13 protein-coding genes are annotated in these 17,686 nt (G+C 72.9%); 11 read left to right on the forward strand and 2 right to left on the reverse strand.

Features of this window, described 5'->3' with window-relative positions:
- Positions 1-8: 8 nt before the first annotated feature.
- A complete protein-coding gene (locus ABGB17_RS09625; RefSeq protein WP_347627571.1) occupies positions 9-3,641 on the reverse strand; it encodes a hypothetical protein in 3,633 nt (1,210 codons plus the stop codon).
- Between the two features lie 163 nt (positions 3,642-3,804).
- On the opposite strand from ABGB17_RS09625, the gene ABGB17_RS09630 reads away from it, so the two are divergent.
- From ABGB17_RS09630 to ABGB17_RS09655, 6 genes are all read left to right on the forward strand, one after another.
- Positions 3,805-4,356, forward strand: a complete 552-nt coding sequence (locus ABGB17_RS09630) for a DinB family protein (RefSeq protein ID WP_347627573.1) — start codon at positions 3,805-3,807, stop codon at positions 4,354-4,356.
- 241 nt (positions 4,357-4,597) lie between these two features.
- Positions 4,598-7,081, forward strand: coding sequence for a glycoside hydrolase family 97 catalytic domain-containing protein (locus tag ABGB17_RS09635; protein ID WP_347627575.1), 2,484 nt, complete (start codon positions 4,598-4,600; stop codon positions 7,079-7,081).
- Between the two features lie 77 nt (positions 7,082-7,158).
- Positions 7,159-8,415: a sugar ABC transporter substrate-binding protein gene (locus ABGB17_RS09640; protein ID WP_347627577.1), complete on the forward strand. Its 1,257-nt coding sequence runs from the start codon at positions 7,159-7,161 to the stop codon at positions 8,413-8,415.
- Positions 8,412-9,341, forward strand: coding sequence for a sugar ABC transporter permease (locus ABGB17_RS09645; RefSeq protein ID WP_347627579.1), 930 nt, complete (start codon positions 8,412-8,414; stop codon positions 9,339-9,341). The genes ABGB17_RS09640 and ABGB17_RS09645 overlap by 4 nt, the downstream gene beginning before the upstream one ends.
- Positions 9,334-10,173 carry a carbohydrate ABC transporter permease gene (locus ABGB17_RS09650; RefSeq protein WP_347627581.1) on the forward strand — a complete coding sequence of 280 codons (840 nt, stop codon included), beginning with the start codon at positions 9,334-9,336 and terminating at the stop codon, positions 10,171-10,173. The genes ABGB17_RS09645 and ABGB17_RS09650 overlap by 8 nt, the downstream gene beginning before the upstream one ends.
- Before the next feature lie 2 nt (positions 10,174-10,175).
- Complete coding sequence (locus tag ABGB17_RS09655; protein ID WP_347627583.1) at positions 10,176-12,323, forward strand: alpha-galactosidase; 2,148 nt, start codon at positions 10,176-10,178, stop codon at positions 12,321-12,323.
- 1 nt (position 12,324) lies between these two features.
- Here the strand turns inward: ABGB17_RS09655 and ABGB17_RS09660 are convergent, their stop codons facing one another.
- Positions 12,325-13,188, reverse strand: a complete 864-nt coding sequence (locus tag ABGB17_RS09660; protein ID WP_347627585.1) for a helix-turn-helix domain-containing protein — start codon at positions 13,186-13,188, stop codon at positions 12,325-12,327.
- Between the two features lie 172 nt (positions 13,189-13,360).
- Between ABGB17_RS09660 and ABGB17_RS09665 the strand changes: the two genes are divergently transcribed.
- The 5 genes from ABGB17_RS09665 to ABGB17_RS09685 all read left to right on the forward strand — a co-directional run bounded on the left by ABGB17_RS09665 (position 13,361) and on the right by ABGB17_RS09685 (position 17,686).
- Positions 13,361-14,089 (forward strand): SDR family oxidoreductase, encoded by a 729-nt coding sequence (locus ABGB17_RS09665; protein ID WP_347627587.1) that lies wholly within the window; start codon positions 13,361-13,363, stop codon positions 14,087-14,089.
- Positions 14,090-14,171: 82 nt separating this feature from the next.
- Positions 14,172-15,317 (forward strand): galactonate dehydratase, encoded by a 1,146-nt coding sequence (gene dgoD, locus ABGB17_RS09670; RefSeq protein WP_347627589.1) that lies wholly within the window; start codon positions 14,172-14,174, stop codon positions 15,315-15,317.
- Positions 15,311-16,138 (forward strand): hypothetical protein, encoded by an 828-nt coding sequence (locus ABGB17_RS09675; RefSeq protein ID WP_347627591.1) that lies wholly within the window; start codon positions 15,311-15,313, stop codon positions 16,136-16,138. The genes dgoD and ABGB17_RS09675 overlap by 7 nt, the downstream gene beginning before the upstream one ends.
- Positions 16,131-16,754: a bifunctional 4-hydroxy-2-oxoglutarate aldolase/2-dehydro-3-deoxy-phosphogluconate aldolase gene (locus ABGB17_RS09680; RefSeq protein ID WP_347627593.1), complete on the forward strand. Its 624-nt coding sequence runs from the start codon at positions 16,131-16,133 to the stop codon at positions 16,752-16,754. The genes ABGB17_RS09675 and ABGB17_RS09680 overlap by 8 nt, the downstream gene beginning before the upstream one ends.
- Complete coding sequence (locus tag ABGB17_RS09685) at positions 16,751-17,686, forward strand: sugar kinase (RefSeq protein WP_347627595.1); 936 nt, start codon at positions 16,751-16,753, stop codon at positions 17,684-17,686. The genes ABGB17_RS09680 and ABGB17_RS09685 overlap by 4 nt, the downstream gene beginning before the upstream one ends.

Below are 17,686 nucleotides of genomic sequence, written 5' to 3' on the forward strand. Positions count from 1 at the left end.
CCCGCAGGTCAAGCGTCGACGTCCTCCGTGCCGGCCGGGGGATGCTCGGCGAGCAGATCGACCAGCGCCTGCTGGACCGTCACGGCGTCGTGGGTGAGGTTGTGGCTGCCGAGCTGGGCGGCGAGTTGGTTCAGGTCGCGGGCGACGCGCATGATGTCGGCACCCGGCAGGGCGACGTACTGCCGGTAGCTCGCCAGTGTGATCGACACCAGGGTGGCGGCCTTCTCGGGCTGGCGGTCGGCGAGGAGGCGGGCGATCAGGTTGTGGCGGGCCTCGGCGAGCATGATGTGGTATTCGAGCAACTGGTCGGCGGAGACTGCGGCTGCGGCGTGATCGGTCAAGTGGTCCACCAAGGTCTGCTGGGCCGTGACGGCCTCGTGGGTGAGGTTGTGGTTGCCGAGCTGGGCGGCGAGTTGGTTCAGGTCGCGGGCGACGCGCATGATGTCGGCGCCGGGGGCGGCGGAGGCGGCGTCGTAGGCGGTGAGGGTCTCGGGGGTGTGGGCGGCGGCTTGGGGAAGCCTGCCGTCGGTGAGGAGCCGGGTGATCCGGCTGTGCAGGAGCTCGGCGGCGAAGACGGTGTATTCGGCGGCGGCCTGGACGGGTGGGGTGAAGGCGCGGACGGTGTCGATGGCGTCGGTGAGGCGGGGCGGGGTGAGGGTCGTGAGGTGGCGGGCGAAGGCGATGACGGCTCTGGCGCGGTCGATGTGGGGGGCGGGCCAGGTGTCGGCGTTGTCGGCCCTGGTGGGGGCGAGGTTCTGGCGGTGGTCGAGGACCAGTGGCGGGGTGGCGGGGTCCTGGCCGGGGGCGCGGATCTCCAGGAGGCCCTCGTGTCCTGAGGAGCGCAGGAAGGGGCCGTCGACCAGGGGGAGGCTGGTGAAGCCGCCGGGGAGGACGGGCTGGTTGTCCACCATGAAGATCCGGGGGACGTGTTTGAACTGGTCGGGGCGCATCCAGAAGTCGAAGACGCGCGCCGGCTCCTCGGGGGTGGTGAACTTGTACTTCGCGTCCCAGTCGAGCTTGGCGGGGAAGCTGTTGCGGCGCCTGATCCGTTCGCTGAACGTCTCGAAGGACATGGCGGTGGCTTCCATGGCGTACAACCAGCCGAAGTTGTGCGGCACGGTGCCGTAGTTGACCTTCAGGCGCTCGGGGTCGGCGACCGGGGTGCGGTACACGGCGACGTAGAAACCGAGCCGCCGCTCGGGCTGGTGGTGGGTGGCGGCCAGGGACTGGCTGTCGAGGTCGAGCAGCAGCCAGGGGCCGTCCCAGGACGCGACGGCCAGGCGCTGCCACCGGTCCGGGACCTCCAGGTTGGCGCCGCAGGCGAAGCCGAGGTGGACGCCGGTGTTGACGGCGTCGCGCTGCAACTGCTCGTCGCCGTCGGCGTCCCGGTCGCCGGGGTAGGGGTCGAAGCGGATCAGCTCGCCGAATGTGGCGTCGGCCCGCACGGGGATGAGCGTGGTCGACTGGGCGACCGAGACCTGCTTGTAGCCCTGGAGCTCGTCCTGGCCGTAGCCGCTGTTGAGGAACATGCCGCCGGCGCTGAGCAGGAAGGACGGCGATTTGTAGTACAGCTCGACGCCGCCCTCGGCCCGCTCGTCCGCCTCGGTCATCTCCGGCCGGTTGCCGTGGTAGAAGCGGTGTTGCGCCGGTTCGTGCGCGGTGAGGGCGATGATGTACGCCGCGGGGGGCGGCCGGTACGCGGCGAGTCCCGCGATGACGCCGGGGAAGCACCAGCCGTTCAGGAACCACGGCCACGGCTTCCCGTCGGGGACGGTCGGGCCCACGTACGTGAGGAAGAGGTTCGCCACCTGGTCCACGTTGCCGCCGATCAGGTGGTCGGTCTCCTTGCCCGGCCTGTTGGCGTTCTCCTTCATCCGCCGCAACGGCGGGACCCGGCGGCCGCGGCTGCTGGAGAGCGCGAACTTGGTCATGATGTAGTCGAGGACGATGTGCGCGGCCGTCCTGATCTCGGTGTCGCCGAACTCGTGCAGGTTCAGCATCACGTGCAGCGACAGCCGCTGGTACGGGCGGGAGTTGAACTCCATGAAGTCGTGCCGGGCGAAGTTCGCCATGAAGTTCAGCAGCCAGGCGCGCACGCCGTTGGTGGTGTTGTCGTACTTCGGGTCCCCGGTGCGCTCGAAAAGGATCTCGTTGACCAGGTACTTGCTGCTGTTCATCATCAGCAGGTGGTTCTCGGTCTCCGGCGCCTTCTCGGTCAGCAGCCAGTACCACTCGAACCCGGGGTCGATCGGGCCGGGCAGCCTCGCCGGGATCAGGTCGCGCAGCAGGAAGTCGATCTGTTCGGTGGTGAGCAGATCGCGGTAGCGGTGCAGGACGACCATCAGGCCCTTGAGTGCCATGTCGTAGTCACCCTGACGGGAACCGATGGGGAACCCCTCGTTGTAGCTGGTGCCCATGGCCCCGTTGCCCTGGCCCGAGGTGCGCAGCAGCGTGTGCGCCACCACCTTGTTGGGCGGCTCCCCGGGGACGCGGAACTCCGGGTCGACCCTCAGCATGTGCAGGTGGGCGATCAACTGGATGCTGCTGTCCTCGGTGGCGACGCCGGTGCCCCGGTCCATGCGGCGGGTCGCCACGAAGTGCCGGGCGATGGCCCGCGCGCGTACGGTGTGGCTCGCGAACGCCTGGGCCGGTGAGCCGTCGAGCGGCGGCGGGTCGAGCGGGGCGTCCGGGAGGGGCTGGACGTACCTGAGGGTCACGGGCGCGGTGGCGGTGAAGAGCGGGTCACCCGGCGGGATGACGCCGATCCCGGGCTTGACCACGAAGGAGTAGGTGGCGTCGCCGAACGGCGGCTCGAAGCGGAAGCGGCCGCTGCCGCGCCCCCGCCGGGCCCACTCCAGGCCGATGTCCTCGACGACCGTCTCCTGGAAGAGCGCGCCGTCCTTGGTGACCACCACCCGGAACTTGTCGAACGGCGTGGTGAAACCCCCCCAGTTCACCTCGATGACGTCACCCACCTGGTGCGCGGACATCATGAAGTCGGAGCCGAGCGCGAAGTGCGTGACGGTCTGCCCGTGCTCGAAGTTCTGTCTCCACGCCGTGGATCCGGGCACGGCGAACTGCTCCGACGCGCCCGTCGGCAGGCCGAACGGCCCGTTGCCGGCGTGGAACTCGTGCCAGCGTTCGGAGAAGGGGTGGTTCACCGGGAACGGCGGCGGCGCGAGCCCGGGGTCCGCGCCCAGACGGATGCGTACGGGAACGGTCCAGCCGCGGACGGTGTGATCGTCGTCGTCGTAGGCCGCGACGTGGAAGTCGTAGTCGCCGAACCCCTGCATGCGTAACCAGAGCTGCAGGTCCGAGACATGACCCACGGGCTGGATCGTGGTGTTCTCGTGCAGGCCCTGGGGCTGCCCGTTGAAGAAGGCGTTGCACCGGAAGTACTCGTGCTCGAAGTGCGGTATCGACCACTGCAGGCACACGTCGCTCCGCAGGCGGAACGCGCTGAGCAGCATGTCCTGCTCGGGTGCCCACACCATCTCGCCGCGTTCGAACCGTTGCCGTTTCCCCGCGGTCCCCGGGACGGGGTCCTCCCCGCTGAGCGCCGCTCCGAACGGCCCGTCCGCGCCGCCCCATTCCCGCCAGCGGATCCCGATCAGCCCGCCCACCGGAAAGACATCAGCCATAACGACCCCCTGCGCCGACCGTAACCGGAGTATCCGTTTCTGTCAGCACATGGCAACGATCTGTCAGGAAAGTGAACTCGCTGGGATTGAGGACAGGAACTGGCCGCTATGCCCCCTAGCGTGGTGTTCAGAACAAGGGCGGTGACCACGGAAGGTAGAGAACATGACCATGAGCGACCAGATCCTCGACGCGGGACGGACCGACGCCGGTGGGGAGCGGGCCGATCTGCTGGAGGTGCTGACCAAGGCCCGGCACTTCCTGCGGTTCACCACGCGGGAGCTCACGGACGACCAGGCGCGGCAGCGGACCACCGCCAGCGAGCTGACCCTCGGCGGGCTGATCAAGCACGTCACGGGCGTCGAGCGAGGGTGGACGGACTTCATCGTGCGCGGGCCGGTGGGGATGCCGGACTTCTCGGCGATGACCGAGGAGGACTTCGCGCACTGGGGCGAGCAGTTCCAGTTGCTGCCGCACGACACGCTGGCCGGGGTGCTGGAGGAGTACGCGCGGGTGGCGGAGCGGACGGACGAACTGCTCCTCTCGCTGCCCGACCTGGACGTGGCGCACCCGCTGCCGAAGGCGCCGTGGTTCGAGGGGGACCAGCGGTGGTCGGCCCGGCGGGTGTTCATGCACATCATCGCCGAGACCTCGCAGCACGCCGGCCACGCCGACATCATCCGCGAGTCCCTGGACGGCGCGAAGTCCATGGGCTGAGACGTCCATGCGCTGAGACGGAAAGGCCACCGGCCGTGCCCCTGGGGGCGGGCCGGTGGCCTTCCGCGTTCCTGCCGGGCGGCAGGTCTGCCTGGTGGGCAGGCTGCGGAGGCGCGATCGTAGGATCGTCCAGGTGCTTCGACGGTTCGACCATTGTCTGACGCTCTTAGCTGGGCTCATAGTTGGCTCACTTCAGGCGTGTAAGCCTTGGTGAAGTCCAGTCCCATCCATGGAGTGCGTGATGAGCGATGTAGTGGCCCGTGTGGGCGCGGTGGGTGCCCGGGTGCGGGTCGCGGCGCCGGGGGTGTGGCTGGTGGTCGAGCACGGCGGCGAGGTCGTGCTGGACGGGGTGCGGCTCGGGGTCGTGGTGGACGGCGTGGAGCTCGGGCGGTCCGCCGAGCTCGTGCGGGTGACGGAGCGGGCCGTCGAGGACCGGTTCCTGGCCCGGTCGGGGAAGGCCGTGGGGGAGCACCGGTACGAGCACCGGGAGGTCGTGTACGGGTTCCGGGAAGAGGGTGTCGAGTGGCAGGCCGTCGTGCGGGTGGGCCGCGACGGGGTGGCGGTCCGTTATGTGCTGCCCGCGCTGGACGGGACGGCGCCGGTCACCGGGGACCGGACGGCGGTCGCGCTGCCCGAGGGGGCGCGGGCGTGGGTGCTGGACTACCAGACCTGGTACGAGACGCCCCGGTACGGGGTCGAGGTGCGGGAGATGGCACCGGGGGCGTACGGCTTCCCGTTCCTCACCAGGCTCGACGACGAGCGGTACCTGCTGATCAGCGAGTCGGGGATCGACGGCCGGTTCTCGGGGGCGCACGCCGAGTTCGGCGAGGACCGGACGCTCCGGTTCGCGTTCGCGGACGCGGCGGTGGAGGTCGCCCGCGGGCCGGTCACGCCGTGGCGGGTGTTCATGGTGGGGGCGGCGGACGCGCTGGTGGCGTCGATGTTCGTGGACGAGCTGGCGCCCGCGGCGGCCCCGGAGCTGGAGAACGCCGCGTGGGTGCGCCCCGGGCGGGCGGCCTGGTCGTGGTGGTCGGACTTCTACTCGGGCGCGCAACTGGAGAAGCAGAAGCACTTCGTGGACGTCGCGGCCGGGCTCGGGTGGGAGCACCTGCTGATCGACTGCGGGTGGGAGGAGACCTGGGTCCCGGAGATCGTGGCGTACGCGAGCCGGCGCGGCATCCAGGTGCACCTGTGGACGATCTGGCGGGACCTCAACAGCCCCGAGGACCTGCGCAAGCTCGCCCTGTGGCGCTCGTGGGGCGTCGCCGGGATCAAGGTCGACTTCATGGAGTCCGAGTCCAAGGACCGGTACCGCTGGTACGACACGATCCTCGGCGAGACGGCCCGGCTCGGGCTGATGGTGAACTTCCACGGCTCGGTGATCCCGCGCGGCTGGGCCCGGACGTACCCGCAGGTCATCGGGTACGAGGCGATCCGCGGCGCCGAGTACTACGTGTTCTTCGAGAACCAGGCGCTCACCGCGGCGCACAACGTGATCCAGCCGTTCACCCGCAACGTCGTGGGCGCGATGGACGCCACGCCGGTCGCGTTCGGCGCGGCGAACCGGACCACGAGCGACGGGCACGAGCTCGGGTTGTCGGTGGCGTTCGAGTGCGGCGTCACCCACTTCGCCGGCCATGTGGACGCCTACGCCGGACGGCCGCTCGCGGCGCGGTTCCTCGCGGAGCTCGCGCCGTCCTTCGAGGAGACGGTCCTGCTGTCGGGCGACCCGGACAGCCACGCGGTGGTCGCGCGCCGGGCGGGGGACCGCTGGTTCCTCGGGTGCGTCGCCACCGGGCAGGCGCGGACGGTCCGCCTGGAACTTGACCGGCTCGGCGCGGGCCCGGACGTCCAGGTGTGGATCGTGGGCGACGCGGCGCCCCGGGACGGCGCGGTGCCGGCCACCGGGCTCACGGAGACCACGACCACGGCCGGCGACGGCGTCGACGTCGAGGTCGCCCGGGACGGCGGCTTCGTCGCCGTCGTCGCCCCCGCGGGCACCGACCTGTTCCGGGCGCGGCCCCGGCCGCTGCTGCCCGCCCCCGAGGTCCGCCCCGCGGTCACCGAGGCCGGGCCGGACGGCACCGCGGCGCTGACCACCGCCCCGGACGCGCGGCTGCGCCTCCCCCCGGGGTGGACGGCCGAGCGCACCGGGGAGACCGGGTGGGCCGTGCGGCCCGCCGCGCTCGGACCCGGGCGGCTCGGGGTGGTGACCGTCGAGCGGGACGGGGACGGCACGGTGCCCGTGGTCGCGCACGCGCGGGTCGTCGCGCCGCTGACCCCGGGGAGCCACGCGTTGTCCGACCTGCCGATGATCGCGTTCGTCAACGAGGACGGGCCCGTGGAGCGCGACCAGTCCAACGGCGGCGGCAACCCCGGCGACGGGCGCCCCATGCGGGTGGCGGGCGAGGAGTTCGAGCGCGGCCTCGGCATGGCGCCGTACTCGGAGGCGCACTTCCACCTCGGCGGCCACGCCGAGTCGTTCACCGGCGCCGTCGGCGTGGACGACGAGTCCACCGGCGACGCCCGGGTGGCCGTGCTCGCCGACGGCCGCGAGATCTTCACCGCCGTCGTCCAGGCGGGCGAACCCGTCACGGCCTTCGGCCTCGACGTCCGGGGCGTGCACCGCCTGTGCCTGCGCGGCGAGGCGGCGACGCCGGACGACACCGGTGTGCACGTCGACTGGGCCGGCCCGGCCGTCCACGTCACCCCTGCCGGCCGGTAGGACCGCGCCGGTCCGCGAGGGCCGGCACCCAGGGATCAGCACAGCACGTTTCAGCACAGCACGATCAGAGGAACACCATGAAAAGCAAGTGGACGCTCGCGGTGACCGCCGCGGCGGCGGCGCTCCTCACGGCCTGCTCGGGCGGTGGGTCCGGTACCGCGGCCCCGGAGAAGGTCACGCTCACCTACGCCAACTGGAGCGAGGACCAGTCCCCGGCGATGAAGCAGATCGCCGCGGAGTTCGAGAAGGCCAATCCGAACATCACCGTCAAGGTCCAGACGTTGCCGTGGACCGAGTACTGGTCGACGCTGCAGGTCGGCGCCGCGGGCGGCACCGCGCCCGACGCGTTCTGGATGCTCGCCGACCACTTCCGCGAGTACGCCAGGGGCGGCCAGTTGCTCGACCTGTCGGACACCGTGAAGTCCGAGGGCATCGACATGGCCGTGTACCCCAAGGCGGTGTCCGACTCCTACACCTACGAGGGCAAGATCTTCGCGCTGCCCAAGGACTTCGACACCAACGGCGTCTGGTACAACAAGGCGCTGTTCGACGCGGCGAAGGTCGCCTACCCCGACGATTCCTGGACCTGGGAGGACGTGAAGACGGCGGCGGAGAAGCTGACCGACAAGGGCAAGGGCGTGTGGGGCGTCGCGGCGCCGATCGACGCGCAGGGCGGCTTCTACAACACGATTTTGCAGGCCGGCGGGCAGATCATCGACCCCGGGGGCACCGCGTCGGACTTCGCGAGCCCGGCGGGCGTCGCGGGCCTGAAGTTCTGGACCGACCTGCAGGCCGCGGGCGTGTCGCCGACGCTGAAGCAGCTCTCCGACACCGAGGCCGTCTCGATGTTCGAGAACCAGAAGGTCGCCATGTACTTCTCCGGCGCGTACTGGGCGTTCCGCTTCCACAACAACGCCGCGCTGAAGGGCAAGGTGGACGTCGCGCCGCTGCCGCAGGGCGTCAAGCGCGCCACCGTCACCAGCGGCATCGGCAACGCCGGGTACGCGGGCACCAAGCACCCCGAGGAGCTGAAGAAGTTCCTGGCCTTCCTCGGCGGCACCCGGGCCGCGGAGATCCAGGCGGCGACCGGTACGGTGCTGCCCGCCTACCAGGGCACCCAGCAGCCGTGGCTGGACGCCATGCCCGAGTTCGACCTGAAGGTGTTCATCGACGCCATCGAGTACAGCGTCCCCTACCCGGTCGCGGGCAACGCGTCCGAGTGGCAGGGGCTGGCCGCGCAGTACCTCGCCCCCGCGTGGGACGGCCAGAAGCCCGTGGAGCAGGCGGCGAAGGAGTACCAGGACGCCGTCGACAAGGTGCTCGCGAAGCAATGACGTCCGCGACGACGAAGCCCGTGCGGCGGCCGGCCGGCCGCCGCACCGGCGTGAGCGAGCCCGGCGGGTGGTGGGCGGCCGTGTTCATAGCGCCGGCCGTGCTCGGCCTGGCCGCGCTGTACGTGTGGCCGTTCCTCTCGACGTTCGTGAAGAGCTTCCAGGACGTCCCGGCGTTCGGGCCCGCGACGTTCGTCGGGGCGGGCAACTACACGTCCCTGCTCACCGACCCGGAGTTCTGGAAGGCGTTCGGCAACTCGGCGCTGTACACGGGGATCATCCTGCTCGGCGTGCCGATCGCCGTCGTGCTGGCGGCGCTGGTGGAGCAGGCCGGCCGGGGGCGCGCGGTGTACCGGGTGTTGTTCTTCCTGCCGGTGGTCACGCTGCCCGTCGCCATCGGCATGGTGTGGCGGTTCATCTACAACGGCGACTTCGGGCTGCTCAACACGGTGTTGTCGTGGTTCGGCGTCTCCGGGCAGTACTGGGTGGCCGACCCGCGGTTCACGATCTACGCGTTCGGTGTGGCCGGCATCTGGATGAGCCTCGGCATCAACATGATCATCCTCGGGGCGGGGCTGCAGGCCGTCCCCAAGGCCCTCTACGAGGCGTCCGCGCTCGACGGGGCCGGGCGGGTACGGCAGTTCGTGCACATCACGGTGCCGTTGCTCACGCCGAGCATCTTCTTCGTGACGATCCTCAGCGTGATCGCGGCCCTGCAGATGTTCGACCTGATCTTCGTCATGCTGCGCGGCGTGAACAACACGGCGCTCACCGACTCCAAGACCATCGTGTACCTGTTCTACGAGAAGGCGTTCGTGCAGTTCGACCAGGGCTACGGCGCCGCGATCGCCATCGTGCTCCTGCTGGTCATCATGGCCGCCACGGCCCTGCAGTTCCGCCTCCAGCGATCGTGGGTGTTCTATGGCTGAGCGCGCCTCCCGCCGGCGGCCCGTGGCCGCGTGGCCCGTGCACGCCGTGCTGATCGTCGCCGCGGCCGTCATGGTGACGCCGTTCGTCTGGCAGATCCTCACCATGTTCAAGTCGACGGCCGAGGCCACGCGGGTGCCGCCGACGGCCTGGCCGGAGAGCTTCACCCCGCACGCGTTCGCGACGTTCTTCTCGACCACGCCGTTCTGGTCGATGTTCGCGGTCTCGGCCGGCGCGCTGGTGCTCCGGGTCGCCGGGCAGCTCGCGGTGGCGTCCCTCGCCGGGTACGCCTTCGCCCGCATCAGCTTCCGGGGCAGGGAGGCGCTGTTCGGCCTGTTCGTCGTCATGCTGATGGTGCCGAGCCAGCTCTTCCTGATCGGCCAGTACCAGCTCATTCGCGGTCTCGACCTGCTGGACACGTTGCCCGCGCTCGCGATCCCCGGGTTGTTCTCGGCGTTCGGCACGTTCCTGATGCGCCAGGCGTTCCTCGCGATGCCCAAGGACTACGAGGAGGCGGCCCGCCTCGACGGCGCCAACACGCTGCAGGTGTTCTGGTACGTCATGCTGCCCATGGCGAGGCCCATGCTGGCCGCGCTCGCCGTGCTGACCGGGCTGTACTCGTGGAACGACCTGCTGTGGCCGCTGATCGTCTCGCCGTCCGGGGAGAACCGGCCGCTGCCGGTGGGCCTCGCCGGGTTGCAGGGACAGTTCGGCACCGACTACCCGACCCTCATGGCGGGCGCGTTCGTGTGCTCGATCCCGCTGGTGATCGTGTTCCTGCTGCTGCAACGGCAGTTCTTCGCGGGCATCGCGAGCAGCGGACTCAAAGGATAGAGATGACCACAGAAGACCTCACCGCGCCGGTCCACCTGCGGGCCGGCGGCACCGGCCTCGTCGTCGCCGTGGACGGCGGGCGCCTGCCGCGCGTGCTGCACTGGGGCGAGGACCTCGGGCCGCTCGGCGACGACGCGCTGAGCGACCTGCGGCGGGCCGCGCTGCCCGCCGTCGGGGACAGCGCGGTCACCTACCCGCAGCCCGTGCCGGTGCTGCCGCAGCTCGCCGAGGGCTGGCTCGGCCGTCCCGGCCTCACCGGGGACTCCGATGCCCGCCGCTGGGCGCCGAAGTTCCGGGACGCCGTCCACCACCTCGACGGGGACGCGCCGGGCGGGCCCGTGCTGCGCTGCGAGGCGCGGGACCCGGAGTACGCGCTGGCCCTGGTGATCGAGATCCAGGTGCTCGCGGCGAGCGGGCTGGTGCGCCAGCGGGCCACCGTCACGAACCTGGCCGCGGAGCCGTACGCCGTGCGGGGCCTCGAACTGGCCCTTCCTGTGCCCGCCGACGCCGCCGAGGTGCTCGACCTGACCGGACGCTGGGCGCTCGAACGGGTGCCGCAGCGGCGGCCGTTCCACGTCGGGGAGTGGGTGCGGGCCTCCAGGGGCGGCAAACCAGGGCTGGAGCACACCATGCTGCTGGTCGCGGGCGAGCAGGGATTCGGGTTCCGGCGCGGGCGGGTGTGGGCGACGCACCTGGCGTGGAGCGGCGGCCAGGTGCTCGCCGCCGAGCGCACCCCGGCGGGCACCCGGCACCTCGCGGCGGGGGAACTCCTGCTCGCCGGCGAGGTGGTGCTCGGGGAGGGCGGGTCCCACACGAGCCCATGGCAGTACGGCGCGTGGGGCGACGGTCTCGACGACCTCGCCGCGCGGTTCCACCGGCACCTGCGGGCCCGGCCGGAGCACCCCGGCGCGCCGCGTCCCGTCGTGCTGAACACCTGGGAGGCGGTCTACTTCCGGCACGACCTCGGGGTGCTGGCCGAGCTCGCCGAACACGGCGCGCGGATCGGCGCCGAGCGGTTCGTGCTGGACGACGGGTGGTTCCTCGGCCGCAGGGACGACACCACGTCACTCGGGGACTGGACGGTCGACCCGGCGGTCTGGCCGGACGGGCTGGAGCCGCTCGCCGCGCGGGTGCGTGAGCTCGGCATGGACTTCGGGGTGTGGTTCGAGCCGGAGATGGTCAATCTGGACTCCGAGCTGGCCCGCGCGCACCCCGAGTGGGTGTTCGACGCCGGGCACGGCCCCGGGCTTCCCTCCCGCTACCAGCACGTGCTCGACCTCGGCCATCCCGAGGCGTACGCGTACCTGTTCGAGCGCATGAGCACCCTGATCGGGCGGCTCGGCGTCGCGTACGTCAAGTGGGACCACAACCGGTACCTGCTGGACGCCGGGCACACCCCGGACGGGCGGCCAGGGGTGCGGCGGCAGGTGGAGCAGGTGTACCGGCTGATGGCGGCGCTCAAGGCCGCGCACCCCGGGCTGGAGATCGAGTCGTGCGCCAGCGGCGGCGGGCGTATCGATCTCGGCGTGCTGGAGTACGCCGACCGGGTGTGGCCGAGCGACTGCAACGACCCGCACGAGCGGCTGGAGATCCAGCGCTGGACCGGGCTGCTGGTGCCGCCGGAGATGCAGGGCACGCACATCGGCGCCGAGGAGTCGCACACCACCCACCGCGTGCACCCGCTGGACTACCGGGCGGAGAAGGCGCTGTGGGGGCACCTCGGCGTCGAGGTGAACCTGCTCACCGCCGACGACGAGACCCGCGCGGCGCTCGCCCGCTGGGTCGCGTTCCACAAGAAGCACCGGGCCCTGCTGCACTCGGGCGACGTGGTGCGCGCCGACCTCGCCGACCCGGCCCTGCGGCTCGAAGGCGTCGTGGCGGGCGACCGCGGCGAGGCGCTGTACGCGTTCAGCGTCGTCGGACGGCCCGCGGGCTGGCCGCCGGGGCGGATCACGCTGCCCGGGCTCGACGACGCGCGCGTCTACCGGGTGCGGGCGGTGTACCCGGGGTCGCCGCCGGGCGGCGTGCTGCCGCCGTGGCAGCGCGACGGCGTCACCCTGCCGGGACGGGTGCTGCGCCTGGCCGGCGTCGAGGCGCCTTCGCTGGACGTGGACCGCTCGGTGCTGCTGCACGTCACCGCGGCGCCGTGAGTCACCCCTTGGCGCGGTTGCGGTACTCGGTGGGGCTGGTCTCGTGCAGGCGCTTGAAGTGACGGGAGAAGTAGAACGGGTCGTGGTAGCCGACCTCGCGGGCGATGCTCGCCACGGTCGCGTCCGTCGTGTCCAGCAGGTTGCGCGCGTGCGCCATGCGCAGCGCCGTGTGGTGGGCCAGCACCCCGCCGCCGGTGGCGCGGCGGAACAGCGCGCTCAGGTGGGACGGTGAGACGCCGACCAGCGCCGCGAGGTCGGCGACCCGCACGTTGCCGTCGAGCCGCTCGGCGAGGTACGTCATGGCGCGCTGCAGCGGGTCGCCGGGGGCCGGCATCGCGCGGTCCACGATGAACTGGGTGAGGAGCTTCCACGCCGCCCCCGCCGCGCCCATCAGGCTGGCCGGGGAGTGATCGCGTTCGAGCAGGGTGACGATCTCGTCGAGCAACGCGATCGCCCGGTCCGGCCGCCGCACGGGGACCACCGGGCGGGACGCGCTCGCGCCGATCTCCTCCACCAGCTCCGGCAGGTCGCCCCCGCGTAGGTGACACCACCAGATCGTCCAGGGTGCGTCGCTGGACGCGCCGTAGGAGTGCGGGGCGCGGCGCGGGATCACCAGGGCCGCGCCCGGCCCGACGCGGTGCTGCGCGCCGCCGACGTCCGCCCAGCCCGAGCCTGCGGCGCACACGATGAGTATGGTCTCCTCGGTGCCGTTCGGCCTGCTCATCAGATGGTCCGCCGCGTCGGGGTAGTGGCCGCAGTCGGTGACGACCAGGCGCCTGGTCACCGGGCGGGCCTGCGCCTCGGCGAGCACGCGTCGGGGCACGACGGTCAGCCGCTGGTTGAGGAACCCCTCCTGGATCGGCATCGGGCCAGTATGGCAACACACCATCGGATCGTCCAGGTGATGCCCAGCTTCCGACATTCCGCCGCGGCGGCCCGCGGCTGTTGACTGGTCGGGACGAACGCCGGACACACGAGCCCGGCCGGTCACGGCAAGGCCGTCACGCGGCCGCGTACCACCGGGGAGACAGGGATCAATGGGACGGGGATTGCTCGCGGAGAAGGTCGCCGTGGTCACCGGCGCCGCCTCCGGCATCGGGGCGGCCGTGGTGGAGCGCTTCCTGCGTGAGGACGCGCGGGTCATCGCGGTGGACATGGCGGAACAACCCGAGCGGCCGGGTGTGCTGGCCGTCACCGGGGACGTCGCCGACGCCGCGACCTGGCGGGCTGTCGCCGCCGCCGCGCGTGAGGGCTTCGGGCGGCTGGACGTGCTGCACAGCAACGCCAGCGTGGTGGTGCGGGCGCCCGCGCACGAGCTGGCCGAGAGCGACTGGAACCGGCAGATCGCGGTCAACCTCACCGCGGCGTACCTCGCGGTCAACGCCTGCGTCGGGCTGCTGCGGGACAGCAGGGGCACCGTCGTGCTCAGCTCCTCGGTGCACGCGCTCGCGGGCCTGCCCGCGCACCCCGCGTACGCCGCGGCCAAGGGCGGGCTGGTGTCGCTCGGCCGGCAGCTCGCCGTGGAGTACGGGCCCGAGGTTCGGGTCAACACCGTGCTGCCCGGGCCGATCCTCACGCCCGCGTGGGACGGCATCGGCGAGGACGACCGCCGCCGCAGCGTGGCGGGCACCGCCGCCGCCCGCTTCGGCCGTCCCGACGAGGTGGCCGCCGCGGTGACGTTCCTGGCCTGTGAGGAGAGCTCCTACGTCACCGGGGCGTGCCTGGTGGTGGACGGCGGCTGGACCGCGATGAAGGACTCCGCGTGACGCGCCCGGACGGCACGGCGGGCACCGCCACCGTCCCCGGCGGCGGAATCGGCGTGGCGGGGACCGGCCCGCGGGGCGCGCGGTGAGGATCACCAAGGTGGAGACGTTCCTCGTGCCGCCGCGGTGGCTGTTCTGCCGGGTGGAGACCGACGAAGGGGTGACCGGCTGGGGCGAGCCCGTCGTCGAGGGCCGGGCGGAGGTGGTGCGGGCGGCCGTGCACGTGTTCGCCGAGCACCTCGTCGGGCGGGACCCGCTGCGGATCGAGGACCACTGGCAGGTCATGGCCAGGGGCGGGTTCTACCGGGGCGGGCCGGTGCTCTCCAGCGCCCTCGCCGGGCTGGACCAGGCGCTGTGGGACATCGCGGGCAAGGTGCACGGTGTCCCGGTGCACGTGCTGCTCGGCGGGCCGGTGCGTGACCGGGTCCGCATGTACGCCTGGGTGGGCGGCGACGAGCCGTCCGAACTGGCCGACGGCATCGCCGCCCGCCTGGAGGCCGGGTTCACCGCCGTCAAGATGAACGCCGCCGGGCGGGTGCCCCCGCTCACGCCGGCCGCCGGGGTCGCGCGGGTCGTGGAGCGGGTGGCCCTGGCCAGGGACCTGCTCGGGCCGGAGCGGGACGTCGCCGTCGATTTCCACGGCCGCTTCACGGCGGCGGACGCGCGGCGGGTGCTGCCGCTGATCGCCGGGTTCCACCCGATGTTCGCCGAGGAGCCCGTGCTGCCCGACCGGCCGCACGTGCTGCGCGACGTGGTGACCGCGAGCAGTGTGCCGGTCGCCACCGGGGAACGGCTGTACTCGCGGTGGGACTTCCGGCCGGTGCTGGAGGCGGGCGTCGCGGTCGTGCAGCCCGACCTGTCGCACGCGGGCGGCATCTCCGAGACGCGCAGGATCGCCGCCCTCGCCGAGGTGTGGGACGCGTGGCTCGCGCCGCACTGCCCCCTCGGGCCCCTCGCGCTCGCCGCGAGCCTCCAGGTGGCGTTCGCCACCCCCAACTTCCTGATCCAGGAGCATTCCATCGGCATCCACTACCACCAGGGCGACGACCTGCTCGGCTACGTCCTCGACCCCGAGGTGTTCCGCTTCACCGGCGGCCACGCGGCCCGTCCCGCCGGGCCGGGCCTCGGGGTGGACATCGACGAGGCGGCCGTGCGGCGCGCGGACGAACGCGGGCACGCCTGGCGCAACCCGGTCTGGCGGCACGACGACGGAGGTCTGGCCGAATGGTGACCATGGTGCGGGTGCCGCTGCGCCCCCGGCTGGACCTGGCGCACGGCGGCCGGTGGACGTCCCTGTCCGGCGGGGGACGCGAGTGGTTGTGGACGCGCCCCGACCCGGCACGCGGGACCGTCGCGCCGGGTGCGGGCTTCGTGGACGCGGGCGGTCTGGAGGAGTGCCTGCCCACGGTGCGGGGCCTGCCCGACCACGGCGACGTCTGGAGCCGCCCCTGGTCGGCCGACGGCCGGGTGCGTGCCGGCGGGTTCGAGCTGCTGCGCCGGGTCACCGAGGAGGCGGGAGCGGTGGTGGCCGAGTACCGGCTCCTCGCCGACCCGGGGTACACGTTCGTGTGGGCCGCCCACGCGCTGCTCGACGTCGGCGAGGACGCGCGCCTCGTCGCCCCCGCGGGGACCGTGACCCGGGTGTTCCCCGAGGCCGCGCCGATGCTCGGCCGCCCCTGGCCCGCCGGGGCCCCGTACCTTGAGGGGAGCTGGCCGTCGCCGCTCGGCCTGCCGCTCGACCGGCTGGGGCCCGCCGACGGCACGATGGCGGGGGCCGTGCTGCGGTGTGCCGCCGTGCGGGTGGCGGACGGTCCGGACGTGCTCGGTCTGCGGGTGGAGGCACCGCCCGGGGTGCCGGTGTCCACCGCGCTGTGGCGCAACCTCGGCGGCTTCCCCGCCGGGGCGCCGTACCGCAGCGTCGGCGTGGAGCCCATGCTCGGCGCGGTGTTCGACCTGGCCGAGGCGGGGCCGGGGGACGCGGCGGTCGTGCCGGCGTCCGGTGAGGTGACGTGGCGGCTGGTCCTGGCCGCGGAACGGATGAGCGATGGATGACGGCGACTTCCTTACGGCGCTGGCGGCGCGGCGGCTGCTGGCCATCGTGCGGGGACGGGACGCGGGTGCGGCGCTGCGCACGGTGATCACGCTGGTGGAGGCCGGCGTCGGCCTGGTGGAGGTGTCGCTCGTCACGGCGGACGCGCTGGACGTCATCAGGCGGGCCCGCGCGGCCCTCGGCGACGCGGCCGGGCTCGGCGCGGGCACGGTGCTCACCGCCGACGACGCGCGGGCGGCGGCCGAGGCGGGCGCGTCCTACCTGGTCACCCCCGCCGTCACCGAGGCGGTCGCGGAGGGCCGGCGGCTCGGGCTGCCCGTGCTCGCGGGCGCGTTCACCCCCACCGAGGTGGTGGCCGCGCTCGGCGCCGGGGCCGCGGCGATCAAGCTGTTCCCGGCCTTCCTCGGCGGGGAGAGGTACCTGCGGGCGCTGCGCGACCCGTTCCCCGGGGTCGCGTTCGTGCCGGTCGGCGGGGTCGGCGCGGCCGAGGCGGCGGCCTACCTGCGGGCCGGGGCGGTCGCGGTCGGCGCCGGGTCCCCGCTGGTGGGCGACGCCGCCGACGGGGGGAGCCTCGACGCCCTGAGAGAACGGGCCCGTGCCTTCGAGGAGGCCCTGTGATCGACGTCGCCACGTTCGGGGAGACCATGGCGGCGCTGCGGGCGGACGGCCCGGTGCGGCTCGGCGGCACGATGCGGCTGTCGGTCGCCGGCGCCGAGTCCAACGTCGCGATCGGCCTGGCCAGGCTCGGCCACCGGGTGCGCTGGACCGGTCTGGTCGGCGAGGACGAGACCGGTGAACTCGTGCTGCGCACCCTGCGCGCCGAGGGGGTGGACGTGACGCACGCCCGCGCCGTCGCCACCGGCCCCACCGGCCTGATGCTGCTCGAACAGCGGGCCGACGAGCTGACCCGCGTCATCTACCACCGCGCCGGTTCCGCCGGCTCCCACCTCTCCCCGGCGGACGTCCTGCCCGCCCTGGATCCGCCGCCGAGGCTCCTCCACGTCACCGGCATCACCCCCGCCCTGGGCCCCGCCCCCGCCGCCGCCGTCCGCGCCGCGGTGAAGTGCGGTGCCCGCGTGACCCTGGACGTCAACCACCGCAGCCGCCTCTGGGGCCGCCCCGAGGCCGCCGCCGCCCTGCGCCCGTTGGTCCCGCACTGCGCGGTGGTCGTCGCCTCCGAGGACGAACTCGACCTCGTCGCCCCGCCGGGCGCGCTCACCGAGGAGGAACAGGTGGCCGCCCTCCTCGCTTCAGGCGTGACAGAGGTCGTCGTCAAACGCGGCGCCGCCGGCGCCGCCACGTACACCGCCACCGAGTCCGCGCACCGGCCCGCCCGCCGCGTCCGCGTCGCCGACACTGTGGGAGCCGGCGACGCCTTCGTCGCGGGCTACCTGTCCGCCGTCCTGGACGACCTGGACCTGGCCGCCCGTCTCGACCGCGCCGTGACCACGGCGGCCTTCGCCGTGGCGTCCCCCGGCGACTGGGAGGGCCTGCCCGCGCGCCACGAACTGCACCTCCTCGACTCCCTCCCCGGTACCACGCTGCGCTGA

Source organism: Sphaerisporangium sp. B11E5 (genome assembly GCF_039871875.1).
Lineage (GTDB): Bacteria > Actinomycetota > Actinomycetes > Streptosporangiales > Streptosporangiaceae > Sphaerisporangium.

Coding starts and splice junctions, on each gene's coding strand:
- ABGB17_RS09625 (WP_347627571.1), bottom strand. CDS start 3,641: ATGGCTGATGTCTTTCCGGTGGGCGGGCTGATCGGGATCCGCTGGCGG.
- ABGB17_RS09630 (WP_347627573.1), top strand. CDS start 3,805: ATGACCATGAGCGACCAGATCCTCGACGCGGGACGGACCGACGCCGGT.
- ABGB17_RS09635 (WP_347627575.1), top strand. CDS start 4,598: ATGAGCGATGTAGTGGCCCGTGTGGGCGCGGTGGGTGCCCGGGTGCGG.
- ABGB17_RS09640 (WP_347627577.1), top strand. CDS start 7,159: ATGAAAAGCAAGTGGACGCTCGCGGTGACCGCCGCGGCGGCGGCGCTC.
- ABGB17_RS09645 (WP_347627579.1), top strand. CDS start 8,412: ATGACGTCCGCGACGACGAAGCCCGTGCGGCGGCCGGCCGGCCGCCGC.
- ABGB17_RS09650 (WP_347627581.1), top strand. CDS start 9,334: ATGGCTGAGCGCGCCTCCCGCCGGCGGCCCGTGGCCGCGTGGCCCGTG.
- ABGB17_RS09655 (WP_347627583.1), top strand. CDS start 10,176: ATGACCACAGAAGACCTCACCGCGCCGGTCCACCTGCGGGCCGGCGGC.
- ABGB17_RS09660 (WP_347627585.1), bottom strand. CDS start 13,188: ATGCCGATCCAGGAGGGGTTCCTCAACCAGCGGCTGACCGTCGTGCCC.
- ABGB17_RS09665 (WP_347627587.1), top strand. CDS start 13,361: ATGGGACGGGGATTGCTCGCGGAGAAGGTCGCCGTGGTCACCGGCGCC.
- ABGB17_RS09675 (WP_347627591.1), top strand. CDS start 15,311: ATGGTGACCATGGTGCGGGTGCCGCTGCGCCCCCGGCTGGACCTGGCG.
- ABGB17_RS09680 (WP_347627593.1), top strand. CDS start 16,131: ATGGATGACGGCGACTTCCTTACGGCGCTGGCGGCGCGGCGGCTGCTG.